The 16,480-nt window shown below is 30.6% G+C and carries 13 protein-coding genes; 9 read left to right on the top strand and 4 right to left on the bottom strand.

Features of this window, described 5'->3' with window-relative positions:
* The first annotated feature begins 14 nt into the window (after positions 1 to 14).
* The 3 genes from BSD9I1_RS00165 to BSD9I1_RS00155 are packed head-to-tail and all read left to right on the top strand — an operon-like array spanning position 15 to position 2,548.
* Positions 15 to 986: an ABC transporter substrate-binding protein gene (locus BSD9I1_RS00165; protein WP_186428614.1), complete on the top strand. Its 972-nt coding sequence runs from the start codon at positions 15 to 17 to the stop codon at positions 984 to 986.
* Between the two features lie 4 nt (positions 987 to 990).
* Positions 991 to 1,764 carry an ABC transporter permease gene (locus BSD9I1_RS00160; RefSeq protein ID WP_186428613.1) on the top strand — a complete coding sequence of 258 codons (774 nt, stop codon included), beginning with the start codon at positions 991 to 993 and terminating at the stop codon, positions 1,762 to 1,764.
* A 4-nt stretch (positions 1,765 to 1,768) separates the two neighbouring features.
* Positions 1,769 to 2,548, top strand: coding sequence for an ABC transporter ATP-binding protein (locus BSD9I1_RS00155; RefSeq protein ID WP_186428612.1), 780 nt, complete (start codon positions 1,769 to 1,771; stop codon positions 2,546 to 2,548).
* Between the two features lie 86 nt (positions 2,549 to 2,634).
* Here BSD9I1_RS00155 and BSD9I1_RS00150 read toward each other — a convergent pair whose 3' ends face one another.
* Positions 2,635 to 4,662, bottom strand: a complete 2,028-nt coding sequence (locus BSD9I1_RS00150) for a methyl-accepting chemotaxis protein (protein ID WP_186428611.1) — start codon at positions 4,660 to 4,662, stop codon at positions 2,635 to 2,637.
* Between the two features lie 312 nt (positions 4,663 to 4,974).
* Here BSD9I1_RS00150 and BSD9I1_RS00145 point away from each other — a divergent pair, with 312 nt between their 5' ends.
* The 4 genes from BSD9I1_RS00145 (at position 4,975) to BSD9I1_RS00130 (ending at position 10,306) form a co-directional block, all read left to right on the top strand.
* Entirely contained in the window at positions 4,975 to 5,451 is a 477-nt protein-coding gene (locus tag BSD9I1_RS00145) for a hypothetical protein (RefSeq protein WP_186428610.1), read from the top strand.
* Between the two features lie 434 nt (positions 5,452 to 5,885).
* A complete protein-coding gene (gene trkA, locus BSD9I1_RS00140; RefSeq protein WP_186428609.1) occupies positions 5,886 to 7,292 on the top strand; it encodes a Trk system potassium transporter TrkA in 1,407 nt (468 codons plus the stop codon).
* A complete protein-coding gene (locus BSD9I1_RS00135; RefSeq protein WP_186428608.1) occupies positions 7,243 to 8,685 on the top strand; it encodes a TrkH family potassium uptake protein in 1,443 nt (480 codons plus the stop codon). Before trkA ends, BSD9I1_RS00135 begins: the two co-directional genes overlap by 50 nt.
* A gap of 196 nt (positions 8,686 to 8,881) precedes the next feature.
* Complete coding sequence (locus BSD9I1_RS00130) at positions 8,882 to 10,306, top strand: potassium/proton antiporter (protein WP_186428607.1); 1,425 nt, start codon at positions 8,882 to 8,884, stop codon at positions 10,304 to 10,306.
* 108 nt (positions 10,307 to 10,414) lie between these two features.
* Here the strand turns inward: BSD9I1_RS00130 and BSD9I1_RS00125 are convergent, their stop codons facing one another.
* A complete protein-coding gene (locus BSD9I1_RS00125; RefSeq protein ID WP_186428606.1) occupies positions 10,415 to 11,455 on the bottom strand; it encodes a M42 family metallopeptidase in 1,041 nt (346 codons plus the stop codon).
* A gap of 290 nt (positions 11,456 to 11,745) precedes the next feature.
* On the opposite strand from BSD9I1_RS00125, the gene BSD9I1_RS00120 reads away from it, so the two are divergent.
* Together BSD9I1_RS00120 and BSD9I1_RS00115 are read left to right on the top strand one after the other, a co-directional pair.
* On the top strand, positions 11,746 to 13,233 hold the full coding sequence (locus tag BSD9I1_RS00120; RefSeq protein ID WP_186428605.1) for an MBOAT family protein: 1,488 nt from the start codon (positions 11,746 to 11,748) through the stop codon (positions 13,231 to 13,233).
* Between the two features lie 11 nt (positions 13,234 to 13,244).
* Positions 13,245 to 14,273, top strand: a complete 1,029-nt coding sequence (locus BSD9I1_RS00115) for a hypothetical protein (protein WP_186428604.1) — start codon at positions 13,245 to 13,247, stop codon at positions 14,271 to 14,273.
* A gap of 80 nt (positions 14,274 to 14,353) precedes the next feature.
* Here the strand turns inward: BSD9I1_RS00115 and BSD9I1_RS00110 are convergent, their stop codons facing one another.
* Together BSD9I1_RS00110 and BSD9I1_RS00105 are read right to left on the bottom strand one after the other, a co-directional pair.
* On the bottom strand, positions 14,354 to 15,019 hold the full coding sequence (locus BSD9I1_RS00110; RefSeq protein WP_035311840.1) for an HD domain-containing protein: 666 nt from the start codon (positions 15,017 to 15,019) through the stop codon (positions 14,354 to 14,356).
* Positions 15,020 to 15,111: 92 nt separating this feature from the next.
* Positions 15,112 to 16,368, bottom strand: coding sequence for an MFS transporter (locus tag BSD9I1_RS00105; protein ID WP_186428603.1), 1,257 nt, complete (start codon positions 16,366 to 16,368; stop codon positions 15,112 to 15,114).
* Positions 16,369 to 16,480: the final 112 nt, after the last annotated feature.

Genomic DNA, 16,480 nt, shown 5'->3' with positions numbered 1-16,480 from the left:
GAGGGTATCTTAATATGAAGATATTTAACAAATTTATTATTGGCACAATTATAGTAAGTTCACTTTTGGGCTTTACGGCTTGTGGAAATAAAACTGCCGAAACAACGGATGGAAAGAAGACAGTTAAAATAGCATATTTACCTTTAACCCATGCTGTACCTTTGTATGTAGAACATGAAGATCCAATTATTAATAAAGAAGATCTTAAAAATGTTAATATTGAACTTGTAAAGTACGGCAGCTGGCCAGAATTAATGGATGCTTTAAGTACAGGTAAGGTGGATGGAGCATCTGTACTAGTTCAGTTTGCTATGAAGGCAAAAGCACAAGGAATTGGCTTAAAAGCTGTTGCTCTTGGGCATAGGGACGGAACTAATATTACAGTTGCAAAAGATATCAATAGTATTTCTGATTTAAAAGGTAAAACTATTGCAATACCTCAAAGATTTTCAACTATGAATATTTTACTTTATCAAATGCTTGAAGATGAAGGTATGAGTTATTCAGATGTAAAGACAATTGAACTTGCCCCAGCAGAAATGCCGGCAGCACTGTCAGAAGGACGTATATCAGCTTATATAGTTGCTGAGCCATTTGGAGCTACATCTGTAATAAATGGCAAGGGTAAGACACTAATCAAATCAGAAGATATATGGGAAAATTCAATTTGCTGTGCTTTTGTATTGAGAGATGAATTTATAAACAATAATAAAGAAGCTGCAGAGGAAGTTGTAAATGGATATGTTAAAGCAGGAGAAAAAGCAGAGGCTAAAGATGAAAATATACAAAAGATAGCATCAAAGTATATGTCCGTGAAAAAAGAAGTACTAGATTTATCTTTAAAATCTACAGTATATACAGATTTAAAAATTAATGAAAAAGACTATGAAAAATTAACAAGCTACCTTAGAACTATGAAATTATTAGAGAATCCTCCTAAATATAGCGACTTTGTTGATAACTCATTAATTAATAAGGCAGAGTGATAATATGACTAAGTTTAGAAAATTAATAAATATAGTTATAGGACTTGGACTTCTTTTAATTGGATGGGAAGCTGTGGTTCTTACTGGTAAGTATGAGCCATCTCTTCTTCCATCTCCTTTGATGGTTTTAAAGGGAATAAAAGAGCTTATTGAAAATGGTACTTTTTTTACCCATATTAAGCTAAGTTTATTCAGATTCTTTATAGGATACTCTGCTGCAGTAATACTAGCTATAATTCTAGGAATTATTTTAGGATGGTTCCAGAAAATTTGGGATGTTATTGATCCAATAGTTCAGGTGTTGAGACCTATATCTCCAGTAGCTTGGTTTCCATTTATCGTATTATGGCTTGGAATTGGGGATATTCCAGCAATAGCTATTATATTTATTGCAGCATTTTTCCCGGTGTTACTTTCTACTGTGTCTGCAGTAAAAAAGACAGACAAAACTTATTTAAAAGTTGCTAGAAATTTTGGAATTAAGCAGCCATTTGTACTAACTAAAATTATATTGCCAGCTGCCTTTCCTAATATAGTTACAGGACTTCATCTTGCGCTTGGTTCAGCTTGGATATTTCTTGTATCAGGAGAAATGGTGGGTGCACAATCTGGATTAGGGTATCTAATTATGGATGCAAGAAACTCACTGAGAACAGATTTGCTGCTTTTAGCAATAATAATGATAGGAGTTTTAGGCTTATTATTAGATAAATTAATAACACTTTTTGAAAAATGGGTAGGAAAAACCTGGGGGATTTCTTCAGAGCCTGGGAGGTAATATAATGTTTATAAAAATAAATAATGTATCAAAAATCTATAAAAATAATAATGATAAAAAATCTGAATTCAAGTCTCTTGATAATGTAAATTTGACTATTGAAAAGGGAGAATTTATATGTCTCTTAGGTCCTAGTGGATGTGGAAAGTCTACACTATTAAATTTAATTGCTGGTTTTGATAAGCCATCTGCTGGAGAGATATTTATTAATGGTAATGAAGTAAAAGAACCATCGCCCAATTATGTAACAATATTTCAGAACTATGGATTATTACCTTGGAGAAGTGTTAAGAAAAATGTGGAACTTGGGCTTGAAGCTAAAAAAATCAGCAAGGAAGAAAGAAGCAAAATTGCTGATGAATATATAGAGCTGGTAGGACTTTCAAAGTTTAGTAAACATCATCCAAGCCAGCTTTCAGGAGGTATGCAGCAAAGAGTAGCCATTGCGAGGGCTTTAGCAGTAGATCCAGAAATAATATTTATGGATGAGCCCTTTGGAGCATTAGATGCAATGACAAGAATGAATATGCAAGATGAAATATCCAATATATGGGATGAAAAGAAAAAAACAATAATATTTGTTACTCATGATATTGAAGAAGCAGTATTTCTTGCAGATAGAATTGTTATTATGACGCCAGGGCCTGGAAAGATAAAAAGTATAATCAATGTACCTATGGGAAGGAAAAGAGATAGAACTAGTGAAGAATTTTTAAAAATAAGAGATAAAGTATTTATAGAGTTTAAAATGAAAAATCAATTTGATATAGAATACTATGTATAAAATTTAAAATACAGATACTAAATAATAAAAAATCACCAGTGTGAAATTCTGGTGATTTTTTGTTTTTATACAGTTTATTTTGTATATTAAATTTTAAATTTTTCAACCAGATTATTAAGTTCATGTGCTGATTTTGCTTGATTTTGAGTTATTTTTGAAACCTCCTGTATTGCAGTGGAAATCTCTAAAATACTTGATGCTATATCTTGAGAACCTATATTGGATTGTTCTATGGAACTAGACATAATTTCTATAGCAGTAGTTATCTCTTCCATTGAAGATAATATTTCTTCTGTACTTGCTGCAAAATCCTGTACTAGATTATTTATAATTTCTGAATCCTTCATATACTGTTCTCCGGTTTTTTCTAATAGTTCATTATTTAAAGATACTTCCTCATCTATAAAGGTTAATATACCTTTTGCATTTTCCGATAAGTCTGTTACTGAAGCTTGCACATCTTTAATAATTGGAGCTATTCCAGAAACAGTTCTAGTTGATTGTTCAGCTAGTTTACCTACTTCTGCAGCTACCACAGCAAAGCCCTTACCTTGCTCGCCAGCCCTTGCAGCTTCTATAGCGGCATTTAGAGATAAAAGGTTTATTTTTGCGGCTATATCAGAAATAACTTTAGATATTTGTACGATTTCTTGTACAACACTACTTTTTTCTACAGCTTTTAAGATGGCATCTTGTCTTTGTAAATACATAGTGTTAGTTGCTTTGCGTGATTCTTTGGCGTTATCTTTTAAGTTTCTAGCCCTAGATTCTATTTCTTTTGATATTATATTACCATCCTCAGCTTTTTTAGCAAGCGCCCTAGTAGCAGAGGTTACTTCATTAATAGAAGAATCTATATTTTCAACGGAAGCACTACTTTCTTCCATACCAGTAGCTATTTTCTTAGCTGTGACATGTACATTTTCAGCTTGAGCGAGTACTTGGTGTGTTGTGGCTGAAAGATGCTGGCTTGAATCATTTAAACCATTAGCACTTATAGTAGTTGCTCTAATTATATCTTTTAATGATTTTGTCATTTTATTAAAAGCATTAGTAAGCAGTCCAATTTCATCTTTACTTTTAATAGGTATTTCTTTAGTTAAATCCCCATCAGAAACTTCCTCGGCAGATTCTTTTAAAAGATTTAAAGGCTTTATTATGGCATTAATAACTAGAGTGATTAATATTCCCATCACGATAAAGGAAATAATAGCCATAAGTATTGATTTCTTCATCATATCGGTAATACCTGCTTTTAGATTTTTCATAGATATACCTATATTTACAGCACCTATATGTTTTCCATTATCGTATAAAGGTATTAGTACATCCATGACTTCAACATTTTCCGTATCATAAAAATAACTACCTGTATACACTTTTTCGTCTAAAGCTGCAGATTTGCTGCCAGTATCTGAGAGCTGCTTTCCAATACTATCAAGATTACTATGGGCTACAGCTTTTAAGTTTTTATCTATTATAAGAGCATATACGATATTTTCGCTTTTGGCTAAAGATTCAACTAACTTTTGTTTGTCAAAATCAGCTTCAACGTTCTTAATTTTATCAGCTATAATTCCTACTTGAACTATTCCACCATTTTTAAGGGGTAATGCTGCATATTTATAATATTTTTTATCTACTTCACTTTGTCGTATTTCTTCAATTAACTCAGAGCTTTTTCCTGTAAAAACTGGGTATGTGGAATGATTTGTGGGATAAACCCACCCAATATTAGCTTTTAAATTAGAATATAGTATTTTTCTATCTTTGCTGGCTATATTTATTTCTGAAACATCAGCTTTTGTTGAAATTTCAATAAGGGATTCATTAGTTATGTTTTCAGTCTCAGAAATTATTTTAGCAATACTGATAACCTTATCTTCAAACTGATATTCTATAGTATGTAATGCAGAATTATTAATTTCCAGCTCCCTAGTAACTTGGCTTACTAAGTCTAGACCATCATTTGCCAACTGTTTTTTTTGCTTTTGTACAAATGTGCTAATTGATATACTTGTTAAAATTGACAATGTAATTAGTTGTAAAATTAAAAATATACCTATTATTTTTACCCTAATAGACCATCCTTGCTGCATCTTCTTTAGACCCATCATTTCACCTCTTAAAAATATTGTCTTATTATGAAAGAATATATTTCTTTTGCATTATAACATAGGGTAAATATATTATGATAGTTCAATTGTTAATAAATATATGGAAATAGAAATCATTCTGTAATAGTAAGGTTAGAAGCTTAGGTATATAAAATCAAAGTAAGATGTCTCTTTATAAAATGTTGATAATATTGATACTCAATTGTAACAATAACTCAGTAATATTAATTAATGGATAAAGCACATGTAAAAATAATAAAATTATATTTATAGTACAGGCCTTTATGGCAGAAATGGAGATAAACTATTATGAAAGTTAAAGATGAAAAGGTGTCTAAAAAATCAAAAAAATCTACTGTTACAATTACTCTGTATATTATTGCTTTAATTGTAGCTATAGCTGGAGTTACATTATTAGTTAATAACATTATTCTGTTTAGAAATACTGTTAATCAATATGTAGCCCAAGGGTATGACTATGCCTTAGTTACTAGTCAGATAATTCCATCGCAATTATTACCTGGAGTATGCGAATCAGTTGCGGTATATGGAGGTATAGCATTTGCTTTATTAGGTATTGGTGCAATCAATGAAAAGACTTCAAAATGCTTAATGCTGTTGACTAAAGTTGATGATTGTAATGATGCTGCTGAAGAAAGTATTTTACTAGAGGAAAGTAAATTACAAGACGATATTAATAATATACAAGATATTGAAACAGCTGAATATAATGAAACCACCCAGGAAGTTATGCAGGAAAACGAAGAAGAAGCTATAGAGGTATAGGTATATAAAACAAGTTCGAAAGGAAACACAAACTTCTAAAGACAAGTGAATTCATTAAAACCTATGATAGTAACTCTAATAGTATTGCAGAAAATTAGATTTACAATGAATTTGATGTGCGTGATTAAAAAGGGCTATCTCACAATGTAAAGATATAAATTGTGAGATAGCCCTTTTTTATATATTGTTAATTAGGAACTTATCTAAAAGCATATTTATTTCCACAAATACATATATTTTAAGTACCTCAAATAAGAGAAGTGATAATAAAGAGAAAGAAACAGCTATTTCTTAAGAAAACTATAGGTGATTTAGATATTAGGATGTTGAAGTAAAACGTACAAAGTCTTATAATGATATTAATTATGAGCAATTAACAAAAAGTACATATTTTAACTAAGCATTTAATGTACAGAAAAACTTTGGAGGCTATGATGAAAATTATAATTATTGGAGCAGGTAAGGTAGGTTATAATTTGGCAGATAACCTAGAAAAAGAAGGGCATGATGTAACAATTATTGATAAAAATCCTGAAATCTTAAGAAAAGCAGAAGAAAACTTAGATGTTATGTGCATTAAAGGAAGTGGAGTCAGTACTAGTACACTTCTAGAAGCAGGGGTGAGCGCAGCAGATTTACTAATTGCAGTTACAAATAGTGACGAAGTAAACATGGTTTGTTGTCTTACTGCAAAGAAGTTAAAGGCAGCTCATACTGTAGCAAGAATTAGGGATCCTGAATATGCAAGAGAGCTTTCCTTATTAAAGGAAGAATTAGAACTTGAAATGATTATTAATCCAGAGCTTGCTGCAGCAGACGAAATTGCACAAATGATTAATTTTTCTCCAGCAATAAATGTGGAGCATTTCGCTAAGGGGAGAGTAAAGCTTGTTCAACTTAAGATTACAAAGGACATGCCTATTGTAGGTAAAAGTCTAGAAAAGGTTGTAGGGAAAGCTAATCTTTCTGTATTAGTTGGAGTTGTAGTAAGAGGGGATAAAATAATTGTTCCAAATGGAAAATTTATAATTAATGAAGATGATAAAATTCATGTAATAGGAAAATCCTCTAGTATTTATAATTTCTGCAAAATAGCCGGGATTTTACCACAGAGATTAAAAAATATTATGATACTTGGTGGAGGAAGAATTGCTTATTATCTTTCAAATAATCTATGCGACATGGGCATGAACGTGAAGATTATTGAAATCAATAAAGAAAGATGTATAGAACTTTCAGAACTTCTACCCAAGGTGCTTGTTATAAATGCAGATGGCACAGATGAAGAATTTTTGTTATCTGAAAATATAAAGGATATAGATGGATTTATTGCAGCTACAGGAATGGATGAAGAGAACCTTTTATCTTCTTTAATGGCCAAGCAAAATGGAGTTAAAAAGGTTATTACAAAGGTAAGTAGAACAAGATATAACAATATTGTAAGTAGTCTTGGAATTGATAATATAATAAGTCCTAAAGAGATTATTACAAATCAAATTTTGAAATATGTAAGAGGAAATAATATAGAATCTTTATATAGAATAGTTCAAGGAAAAGTTGAAATACTTGAGTTTATAGCAAATAAAGAAAACAAGCTTTTAAACACTCCATTAAAGCAAATAAAGTTTAAGCAAGATGTTATTATTGCAACAATAGTTAGAAAGGACAAAATTATCATACCTAATGGCAATGATAGCATACAACATGGAGACCGTGTTATTGTTATAGCTAAAGATAAAAATATAAATGATTTACATGACTTGATTAATAGCTTAAATGGAGGTATAAATAGTGAATTTTGGAATGGTATTAAGAAGCTTGGCAATATTATTAACCTGTGAAGGAATTGTAATGATTCCATCGCTTTTGGTAGCAATGATACATGGGGGATATGATGCCAAGGCATTTGCTATTACAATTGAAATTTTGTTATCACTAGGTGTACTAGGCCTAATTAATCAGCCTAAGAATAAAAATATTTATACAAGAGATGGCTTTGCAATTGTAGCAATTGGATGGCTGCTTACTTCATTTTTCGGGGCGCTCCCTTTTGTAATTAGTGGAGCAATACCCTCCATTGTTGATAGTTTTTTTGAGTCAAGTTCTGGATTTACAACTACTGGTGCAACCATAATCACTAATATTGAAGCATTGCCTCATGGAATTTTATTTTGGAGAAGTTTTACTCATTGGGTTGGAGGCATGGGGGTGCTTGTTATGACGCTAGCAATACTTCCTTCTGCAGGAGCGGGCACTCTTCAAATTATGAAAGCTGAAAGTCCAGGGCCCAATCCAGGTAAACTAGTACCTAAGATTGGACAAACTGCAAAGATTTTATATGGCATATATATAGTGGTGACTATTATTTTATGTGTATCACTTAAGATAGCTGGAATGACATGGTATGATTCGCTTATACATACTTTTGGAACGGTGGGAACTGGAGGGTTTTCTAATAAGTCTTTGAGTATCGGAGCATATAACAATGTATGGATAGAGATTATAATTACATTTTTTATGCTTGTATGTGGTGCAAACTTTTCTTTATACTATCAGGCACTAAAAGGAAATATTAAAGGGATTTTTAAAGACGAAGAATTTAAATTTTATATTAGTTTGATTTTAACTTCTATTGTACTAATAACACTAAATATTCATGGAAATGTTTTTAAAACCATTGGAGAATCTTTAAGGTATTCCTTCTTTCAGGTAGCTTCTATTATTACAACTACAGGGTATGCTACCACGGACTTTAATCTATGGCCGCTTTTTAGCAAAATGATTTTATTAGGCTTAATGTTTTTTGGTGGATGTGCTGGATCAACAGCAGGAGGAATGAAGAATATTAGATTTTTACTACTTTTTAAAATTATACGAAGAGAGCTATTAAAGATAATTCATCCCAAAGCAGTGTATACTGTGAAATTTGGGGGTAAGTCTGTAGATGAAGAAACTCTTAAGGGTATAACATCATTTTTCTTTGTATATATGGCCATATTTCTTGGAGCAATTTTGATTGTTTCCTTAGAAGGAGTTGATACAATGACAACTATATCAGCTGTTGCAACATCTATAGGAAATGTTGGCCCAGGGTTTGAAATGGTTGGCCCTATGGGAAGTTTTGAAAGTTTTTCTGATCTAAGTAAAATAGTATTATCTATGTGCATGATTATAGGTAGACTTGAAATTTATCCTATATTATTGCTTTTTCTACCAGAGTTTTGGAAAAAATAGTAATGACCATTGAGGCACCTCCTAATCTTTAGGAGGTGTTTTTTATGGAATTTTGAAGAAAATATGAATGTTTAGTAAATATATTTACTATGTAAATTAATTTATACATAATTAGTGTATAATTATAATGTAATAATAGATTATAATAAATTATATCATTTATTTACAATAAATGTTTTTATGAGAGGATGATTTTATGGTTCAAATAATGTTATTATCAGGGATAATATTGCTTATTTGTGTACTTTCTAGCAAATTATTATATCGATTTGGAATACCTACCCTAATGATTTTCTTAACTTTAGGAATGCTTTTAGGTTCAGAAGGGATAGGTGGAATATATTTTGATAATTCAATGTTGGCACAACAAATATGTAATATAGGGCTTGTCTTTATTATGTTTTATGGAGGATTTGGTGTTAACTGGAAGACGGCAAAATCTGTAGCTTCTCAAGCAATACTTTTAGCAACACTGGGAGTTGTAACGACAGCGTTTTTAGTTGGTTTATTTGCTCATTTTATTTTAAAGGTCACTTTACTGGAAGGAATGCTTCTAGGATCAGTGATTTCTTCTACAGATGCAGCTTCAGTGTTTTCTATTTTAAGATCAAAAAAATTAAATTTAAAAGGTGGGTTAGCTTCCATGCTTGAAATGGAGAGCGGAAGTAATGACCCTATGTCTTATATGTTGACTGTTATTATGGTATCTTTGATAACAAATAATCAGCAGCAATCAATAATTAGTTTGCTATCACGTCAAATTATTTTCGGCTTAGCCATTGGCTTTATTATTGCCATAATTTCTGTATTTATTTTAAAGAATATTAACTTTGAAATAGATGGATTATACCCGATTTTTTCCATATCCATAGCTATACTTGGATATTCAGTAACTGAATGGCTTGGTGGAAATGGATTTTTGGCAGTTTATATAACTGGAATTATTATGGGGAATAGCAAAATTCCAAATAAGAGAAATTTGGTGCATTTCTTTGATGCGGTATCATGGCTTATGCAAATCGTTTTATTCTTTACCTTGGGATTATTGGTTTTTCCATCCCAATTACCATCAGCTTTAGTGTCCGGAATGCTTGTGGCTGTATTTTTGCTCTTAGTAGCAAGACCTATTGCAGTTATGAGTATACTAAGCTTTTTTAAAACTCCGATAAAGCAGCAAGCATTAGTATCTTGGGTCGGACTTAGAGGAGCGGCGTCTATTGTGTTTGCAACTTATGCGCTTACCAATAATCTTCCTATAGCAAATGAAATATTTAATACTGTGTTCATTATAGCTTTACTTTCAGTTGTCGTTCAAGGAACAATGATTCCAACAATGGCAAAAGGGCTGGATTTAGTAGAAGATGAAGCTTCAGTATTTAAAACCTTCAATGACTATCAAGATGAAATACACACACAGTTAGTAGAGTATGCTGTAAAAGAAGGCAACCCCTTAATAAATAAAACTATCTCAGAATCAAAGATACCTAATGAAATATTGATTGTTATGATAAAAAGAAAGGATGAAATAATTATCCCCAATGGATCGTCCATTATAAAGTTAGGGGATATTTTAGTTTTTACTGCTAACAACTTAGAAAAGTTTACACATTTATTAAATTAAGATGAAAAGCTCCCTGAAAATTATGGGAGCTTTCTGATATTAATGACTAATATATTTATAATATAGAGTTATGTGCTTTTATATAAATTTCATCAAGGTATAGAGCAATCAATCTTCTTTGCAATAATTAATTACTAAGTCTAAAGTGGCTAAAATTCCATCCATATGAGTTCTCTCATATCCATGGGATGCAAATACTCCTGTTCCAATAAGTCCTGTTTTAATATCCCATCCAGCACGAAGGGCAGAGGAAGCATCTGAGCCATAGTAAGGATAAATGTCTATTTTATAAGGAATATCATTTTTTTTACATAAATCTATAAGTTTTTTACGAGTTTCTAAATCATATGGGCCAGAAGAATCTTTAGCACAAACACATACTGCATACTCAGAGGAGTTTTGATCAAGTCCTGGTGCACCCATGTCTACAGCTATAAATTCTTTAGTATTATGAGGAATTGCAGCAGCAGCGCCATGACCAACTTCTTCGTAGTTTGTTATGAAAAAACTTGTGGCATAAGGAAGTTCTATCTTGTTTTCTACCAAGTATTTTATAGCATATAAAAGTATTGCAGCACTTGCCTTATCATCTAGGTGTCTACTTTTTATAAAACCGCTTGGAGTAAAAACAGTTCTTGAGTCAAAGGATACAAAGTCACCAACCTCAATTCCGAGTTTTAAGGTATCTTCTCTACAAAACACTTTCTCATCTAATACAATTTCCATGTTTTCTGAAGTTCTTTTAAGTTCTCTAGCTTCATCGCCACTTATATGTACAGAAGGCTTAATACTTTGAATCGTTCCAGTAAATTCTTTGCCATCTAAAGTTTCTATTATACAATTTTCACCTTCGATGGAGTTCATCATATAACCTCCAATAGCAGCAAGGGACAAAGTTCCATTAGATTTTATACCTTTAACCATAGCGCCTAAAGTATCTATATGAGCAGATAGTACTCTTCCATTTTGTTTATCTTTGCCAGGTAATGTAACCAAAATGCATCCTTTATTAGTAAGCTCATAAGATACGCCTATAATATCTAGTTCTTTTTTTATATAATCTAATACTTTTTTTGTATATCCACTAGGGCTTGGGGTAGTTAAAATGTTATTTAAGTAATATTTAATTTGTTCTTGGTTATAATTCATGTAAAGCACTCCTTTGTTTAATTCTTAATTGTATTTTACCACAACTTTACAGTGCATTACATAGATTCATTTGGAATAGTAGGTTTTAGTATAATTATGCAGAAAAATATCTAGATATGAATGATAAGTAAAATAATACAAAGTTGTAACAAGCCTGTAACAATAGAAGAGTAAAATACATTACGATGTTACCAAGCATTTAGGTAAGTTAACTATATTGGATAATCGCATAAAAATAAGTATAGAGTTAAAAAGAAATCTGATAAATAGTTAGAGGAGGTAAAATAGTTTTGCTATTTAATTCAATTCATTTTTTGGTATTTTTCCCTAGTGTAGTTCTTATATATTTTTTAATGCCATTTAAATTTCGTAAAGTGTGGATGCTTATAAGTAGTTATTATTTCTATATGAGTTGGAATCCTAAATATGCAATTTTAATCGGAACGACCACTATAATAACATATTTTAGTGGACTATTAATAGAAAACGCAAATGCAATAAGCAATGGAGACAAATCAATTAAGTTAAAAAAGTTTTGGGTTTTAATGAGTCTTATAAGTAATTTAGGTATTTTATTTTTATTTAAGTATTACAACTTTTTTATATCAAGTATAAAGAGGGTACTTTCTTTATTTAATATTACAGTTGTAATTCCATCATTTGATTACTTGTTGCCAGTAGGAATATCTTTTTATACATTTCAAGCTCTTAGTTATATCATAGATATTTATAGAAAAGATGTTAAGGCAGAAAAAAGTATGGTTAAATATGCCTTGTTTGTATCATTTTTTCCCCAGGTGCTTGCAGGACCTATAGAAAAATCAAAAAACTTATTACATCAATTTGATGAAAAGCATTCATTTGATTACTATAGAGTAAGGAATGGCTTGGTTTTAATGCTATGGGGCTTCTTTCAGAAGATAGTTATTGCAGATAGATTAGCTATATTAGTTAATACTGTATACAATAATCCTAGTGAATATAGAGGATTAGAAATAATTATAGCTACTATATTTTATGCATTTCAAATATACTGTGATTTTTCATCTTATTCGGATATAGCAAGAGGTGCTGCAGAAATTATGGGATTTAAGTTAACTGTAAACTTTAAACAACCCTATTTTTCAAGATCAATAAAGGAGTTTTGGAAGCGTTGGCACATAAGTCTCAGCAGCTGGTTTAAAGATTATCTCTATATACCCCTTGGAGGAAATAGGTGTAGTAAGCTTAGAAATTATGCTAATATAATGATTGTATTTTTAGTTAGTGGACTATGGCATGGAGCATCTATGAATTTTTTAATTTGGGGAGGATTACATGGCATTTATCAAATTATAGGAAATATTTTAAAACCAGTTAAAGAAAAAATCATAGATACTCTTAAAATAAAAACTGATATATTTAGTTTTAAGTTTCTTCAAGTATTAATAAATTTTATATTAGTTGATTTTGCATGGATATTTTTTAGAGCCAATTCCTTTACTGGAGCAAAAATGTTAATTAAGAATATGGTTTATTTCAATCCATGGATATTTTATTCAGGAGATATTTATAATTTAGGATTGGATTCAAAAGATTTTAAAGTAGCAGTGCTAGGTATAATTATAGTTTTAATTATAAATTACATTCAAGCAACTGAAAGTGTTCGTATAGATCTTTCAAAACAAAATATAGGATTTAGATGGGCAGTATATTTTACGGCTATTATATTTATTTTAATACTTGGCGTATATGGACCAGGATATAGTAAGCAGCAGTTTATTTATTTTCAATTTTAGGAGGAATACCCATGGCTAAAAAGATAGTTTTAAAAGGATTTATTTTTGTAATAATATTAACCATGATTATTTCTATACTTAACTCTATCTTTGTGTTAAAAGTAAGTCATCGTAGTAAAATATTTCAAGGAGTATACGAAGATAGGGATACATACGATGTGGTTTTAATGGGCTCAAGTCATATGGATTCGTCCATTAATCCTAATGTACTATGGAATGAGTATGGAATAACTAGCTTCAATTATGGAACTGGAGGACAGCCTATAGATGTCACATATTATTTGCTTAAAGAAGTTTTAAAAAAACATAAAAATCCAATTGTGGTAGTAGATTTGTATTATTTAGGCCTAACGTATCAATTTGGTCAAGAGGGGTACATCAGATATGTTTTAGACAATATGAAATTTTCAATAAATAAGGTAGAAGCTGTTATAAACAGTACGCCAAAAGAACAGTGGTTAAGCTATTTGTTCCCAATTATCAAATACCATGATAGATGGAAAGAGTTAGAGGAGCAGGATTTTAAATATAATACTTCAACTACCTATTATCAAAAAGGTTTTGGTGCTGGTCGTGAGATATATGGGAAAGACACTTTGTCAGATATTAAAGAAACAAAAACTTCAGAGCTTCCTCCTAAAACACAAGAATATTTATATAAAATTATAGAACTATCCAAAACAGAAGGTTTTAAGTTAATATTTACAAATGCACCACACGATTATACCAGTACAGCTAATATGGACACTTGGCATAAAGAACCTGCCCAGATGTTTAATAAAGTAGCGGAAATTGCAAAAGAAAATAATATTCCATTTATAAATTATAATAACTTATTTGACGAAATAGGATTTGACTTTAAAGATGATATGTATAACGAAGGACATATGAATATTTGGGGCTCTAATAAGGTTTCAACTCACTTTGGAAGGTTTTTAAAAGAAAATTATGATTTAGAAGATCATAGAAATGATGAGAAATATGCTGATTGGAAAGAAGACTATGATAAGTATCTGCAAGTAGAAGCCTCTGCTAAATAGTAGAAAGTTACAGCAACTAAACTTTAATAAAGAGACTGTTTCTAAATAATCATTTCGATTATTTGGAAACAGTCTCTTGTTTAGATTATTTTTGTTCCATTCATTACAAGCTCAAATTTTAAATTTAAAAAATTTGCTGCTTTTCTACACATAGTCATTCTAGTTAAGAATATCTCAAAATAATCCATTAATGAAACAATGGTAGTATCAATTTTTAAATCTAATAGTATGGAACCATTTTCTTTATTAACACAAACTTCAGAATGTTCTACTGCGTAGTTTACTCTGTCATGTATATCAAAGGTTGCAAAATCTATATTTCTAACTCTGCTTCGGCGCACATCACATTTATCAGCTAAAATTAATGCAGCAGATATGGGGTTAACAGCACAGCCAGTACCTTCATCATGATTTCCAACGGCAGATACTACTAGTGCAATCTCATCAGGAGGCATATTAAGTCTTGTTAAAATATTAAAACATAAAACAGCTCCTGTTTGAGCGTGTTCTTCTCTGTTTATCATATTGCCTATATCATGAATATATCCTGCAATTTTAGCAAGTTCTATTGTTCGTTTATCATAATCTAATTCTGCTAGTATCTTAGAAGCTGTATCTGCAACTTTTGTAACATGACCTGTGTCATGTTTTGTTATTCCTAAGACCTCTAAAAGGCGATCTGCCCATTGTATGTATGATTGTATTTCTGCATTGTTTTTTATATCTTCATAAGTAAGTTTTTCCAACAAAATACCTTCTTTCACAATTTATTATCTTTACATAGTATTATCAAATAATTTCACTTAAATGCTATGAACAAGAGCTGAAGACTAATGAATTAAATTTCCCTAATAACACCTTTATTTTGTTTATCTACATTTTTAAAACATTTATAAAAATAAATTGTTCCTCCTATATAAACAATGGCAGTTATAAAATAGGGGATTTCATAACCATTAACTAGGTGATTCATTATAAATCCTGATATCATAGCACTTAAAGCCCTGCTTAGGTTTCCAGAAATATTTATTATACTAGAAAACATAGGTCCATGATTGCTATCAACCATTTCCATGGCTAGATTAGAGATGATAGGGCCTGCCATATTCATAAGTGCATTTCTCATAAATAATGCTGTGGATACAATTACTACTGAAGGCGGTAAGGCTATAAGCATCAGAAAGGGTACTGAAAGAGTTTGGCAGATGATTATAGTGTTTATTTTTCCATATTTTTTAGCCATAATTGGAGTGATAAGTCCTCCTATTCCCATAGCACCTTGAGCCAAAGCCATTATAAATCCTATAGTTTCAGTAGAGATATTTATCTTATATTTTAAGTAAACATTAAAGTAAGGCACTACGAGACCAGCACCAAAACCTATTATAAAATTGTATAAAACATATTGAGAGGGATGTTTTTGCTTTAATATATATAAATAAGTTTTAATTAAGCTTTCCTTAGTTTTTATATCTGAGTCATTAGCACCTTTAGTAGTATTAAGTGAAGTTTTTATTCTTATTATAAACAAACAAGCTATAAATCCGATTATTCCTGAAATAATTATGGAGGATTTTAAAGCTTCTATAGAACTAATTTTAAGCTCTAATTTATGAGACACTTCTCCAAAGGCAAGATAACCTATCATATTAGAAAATACATTTGTAACAAAAGAGATGCTAAATAATTTCAATCTGCTTCTTTCTATACTATTCTCCATAAGAAAGGGGCCTTCTGAAACCAGTAATAAAGCAGTGAATCCACCTTGTATAATTGCAAACATAAGCATAAGGCCTTTAGTGTTAAAATATACCTGGAAAATATTCATTAAAGGTACAAAAATAAAGGCAAAAAGCAAGGCATATTTCTTACCCAGCTTATTTACAAATACAGCACATGGAATTGAACATACTGCTGTAGCTAGTATTTTTAAACTCAGCAAGGTGCCGAGATAACTTTCCCCATAATTTAATTCTTTTATATATATTCCTTGGAGCATATTAAAAGCTCCTGAAGAAATATAAAAAAATGTTATACTGCATAAATATAATAAAGCGTTGTTAGAAATGTCTTTAAATCTATTCTTTAATAACATGATATCCTCCTAATTCATATATAAGTATACTCTTATTTTCTTAAGGTTGTCTAGGCAATGACACTGAATGGCATTGAGTTTTATGGATAATTTGTTTATTAGTTAAAAAAAT

The sequence above is a fragment of the Clostridium sp. BSD9I1 genome (genome assembly GCF_900185645.1).
Taxonomy (GTDB): Bacteria; Bacillota; Clostridia; order Clostridiales; family Clostridiaceae; genus Clostridium_AK.
Note: the sequence above shows the minus strand (reverse complement) of the source record. Positions and strands in the feature narration are given on the sequence as shown.

Excerpts from the sequence above, each read along its gene's own strand:
- BSD9I1_RS00105 (WP_186428603.1), bottom strand. The coding sequence starts at position 16,368 with ATGTTATTAAAGAATAGATTTAAAGACATTTCTAACAACGCTTTATTA.
- BSD9I1_RS00160 (WP_186428613.1), top strand. The coding sequence starts at position 991 with ATGACTAAGTTTAGAAAATTAATAAATATAGTTATAGGACTTGGACTT.
- BSD9I1_RS00155 (WP_186428612.1), top strand. The coding sequence starts at position 1,769 with ATGTTTATAAAAATAAATAATGTATCAAAAATCTATAAAAATAATAAT.
- BSD9I1_RS00130 (WP_186428607.1), top strand. The coding sequence starts at position 8,882 with ATGGTTCAAATAATGTTATTATCAGGGATAATATTGCTTATTTGTGTA.
- BSD9I1_RS00115 (WP_186428604.1), top strand. The coding sequence starts at position 13,245 with ATGGCTAAAAAGATAGTTTTAAAAGGATTTATTTTTGTAATAATATTA.
- BSD9I1_RS00165 (WP_186428614.1), top strand. The coding sequence starts at position 15 with ATGAAGATATTTAACAAATTTATTATTGGCACAATTATAGTAAGTTCA.
- trkA (WP_186428609.1), top strand. The coding sequence starts at position 5,886 with ATGAAAATTATAATTATTGGAGCAGGTAAGGTAGGTTATAATTTGGCA.
- BSD9I1_RS00145 (WP_186428610.1), top strand. The coding sequence starts at position 4,975 with ATGAAAGTTAAAGATGAAAAGGTGTCTAAAAAATCAAAAAAATCTACT.
- BSD9I1_RS00125 (WP_186428606.1), bottom strand. The coding sequence starts at position 11,455 with ATGAATTATAACCAAGAACAAATTAAATATTACTTAAATAACATTTTA.
- BSD9I1_RS00150 (WP_186428611.1), bottom strand. The coding sequence starts at position 4,662 with ATGGGTCTAAAGAAGATGCAGCAAGGATGGTCTATTAGGGTAAAAATA.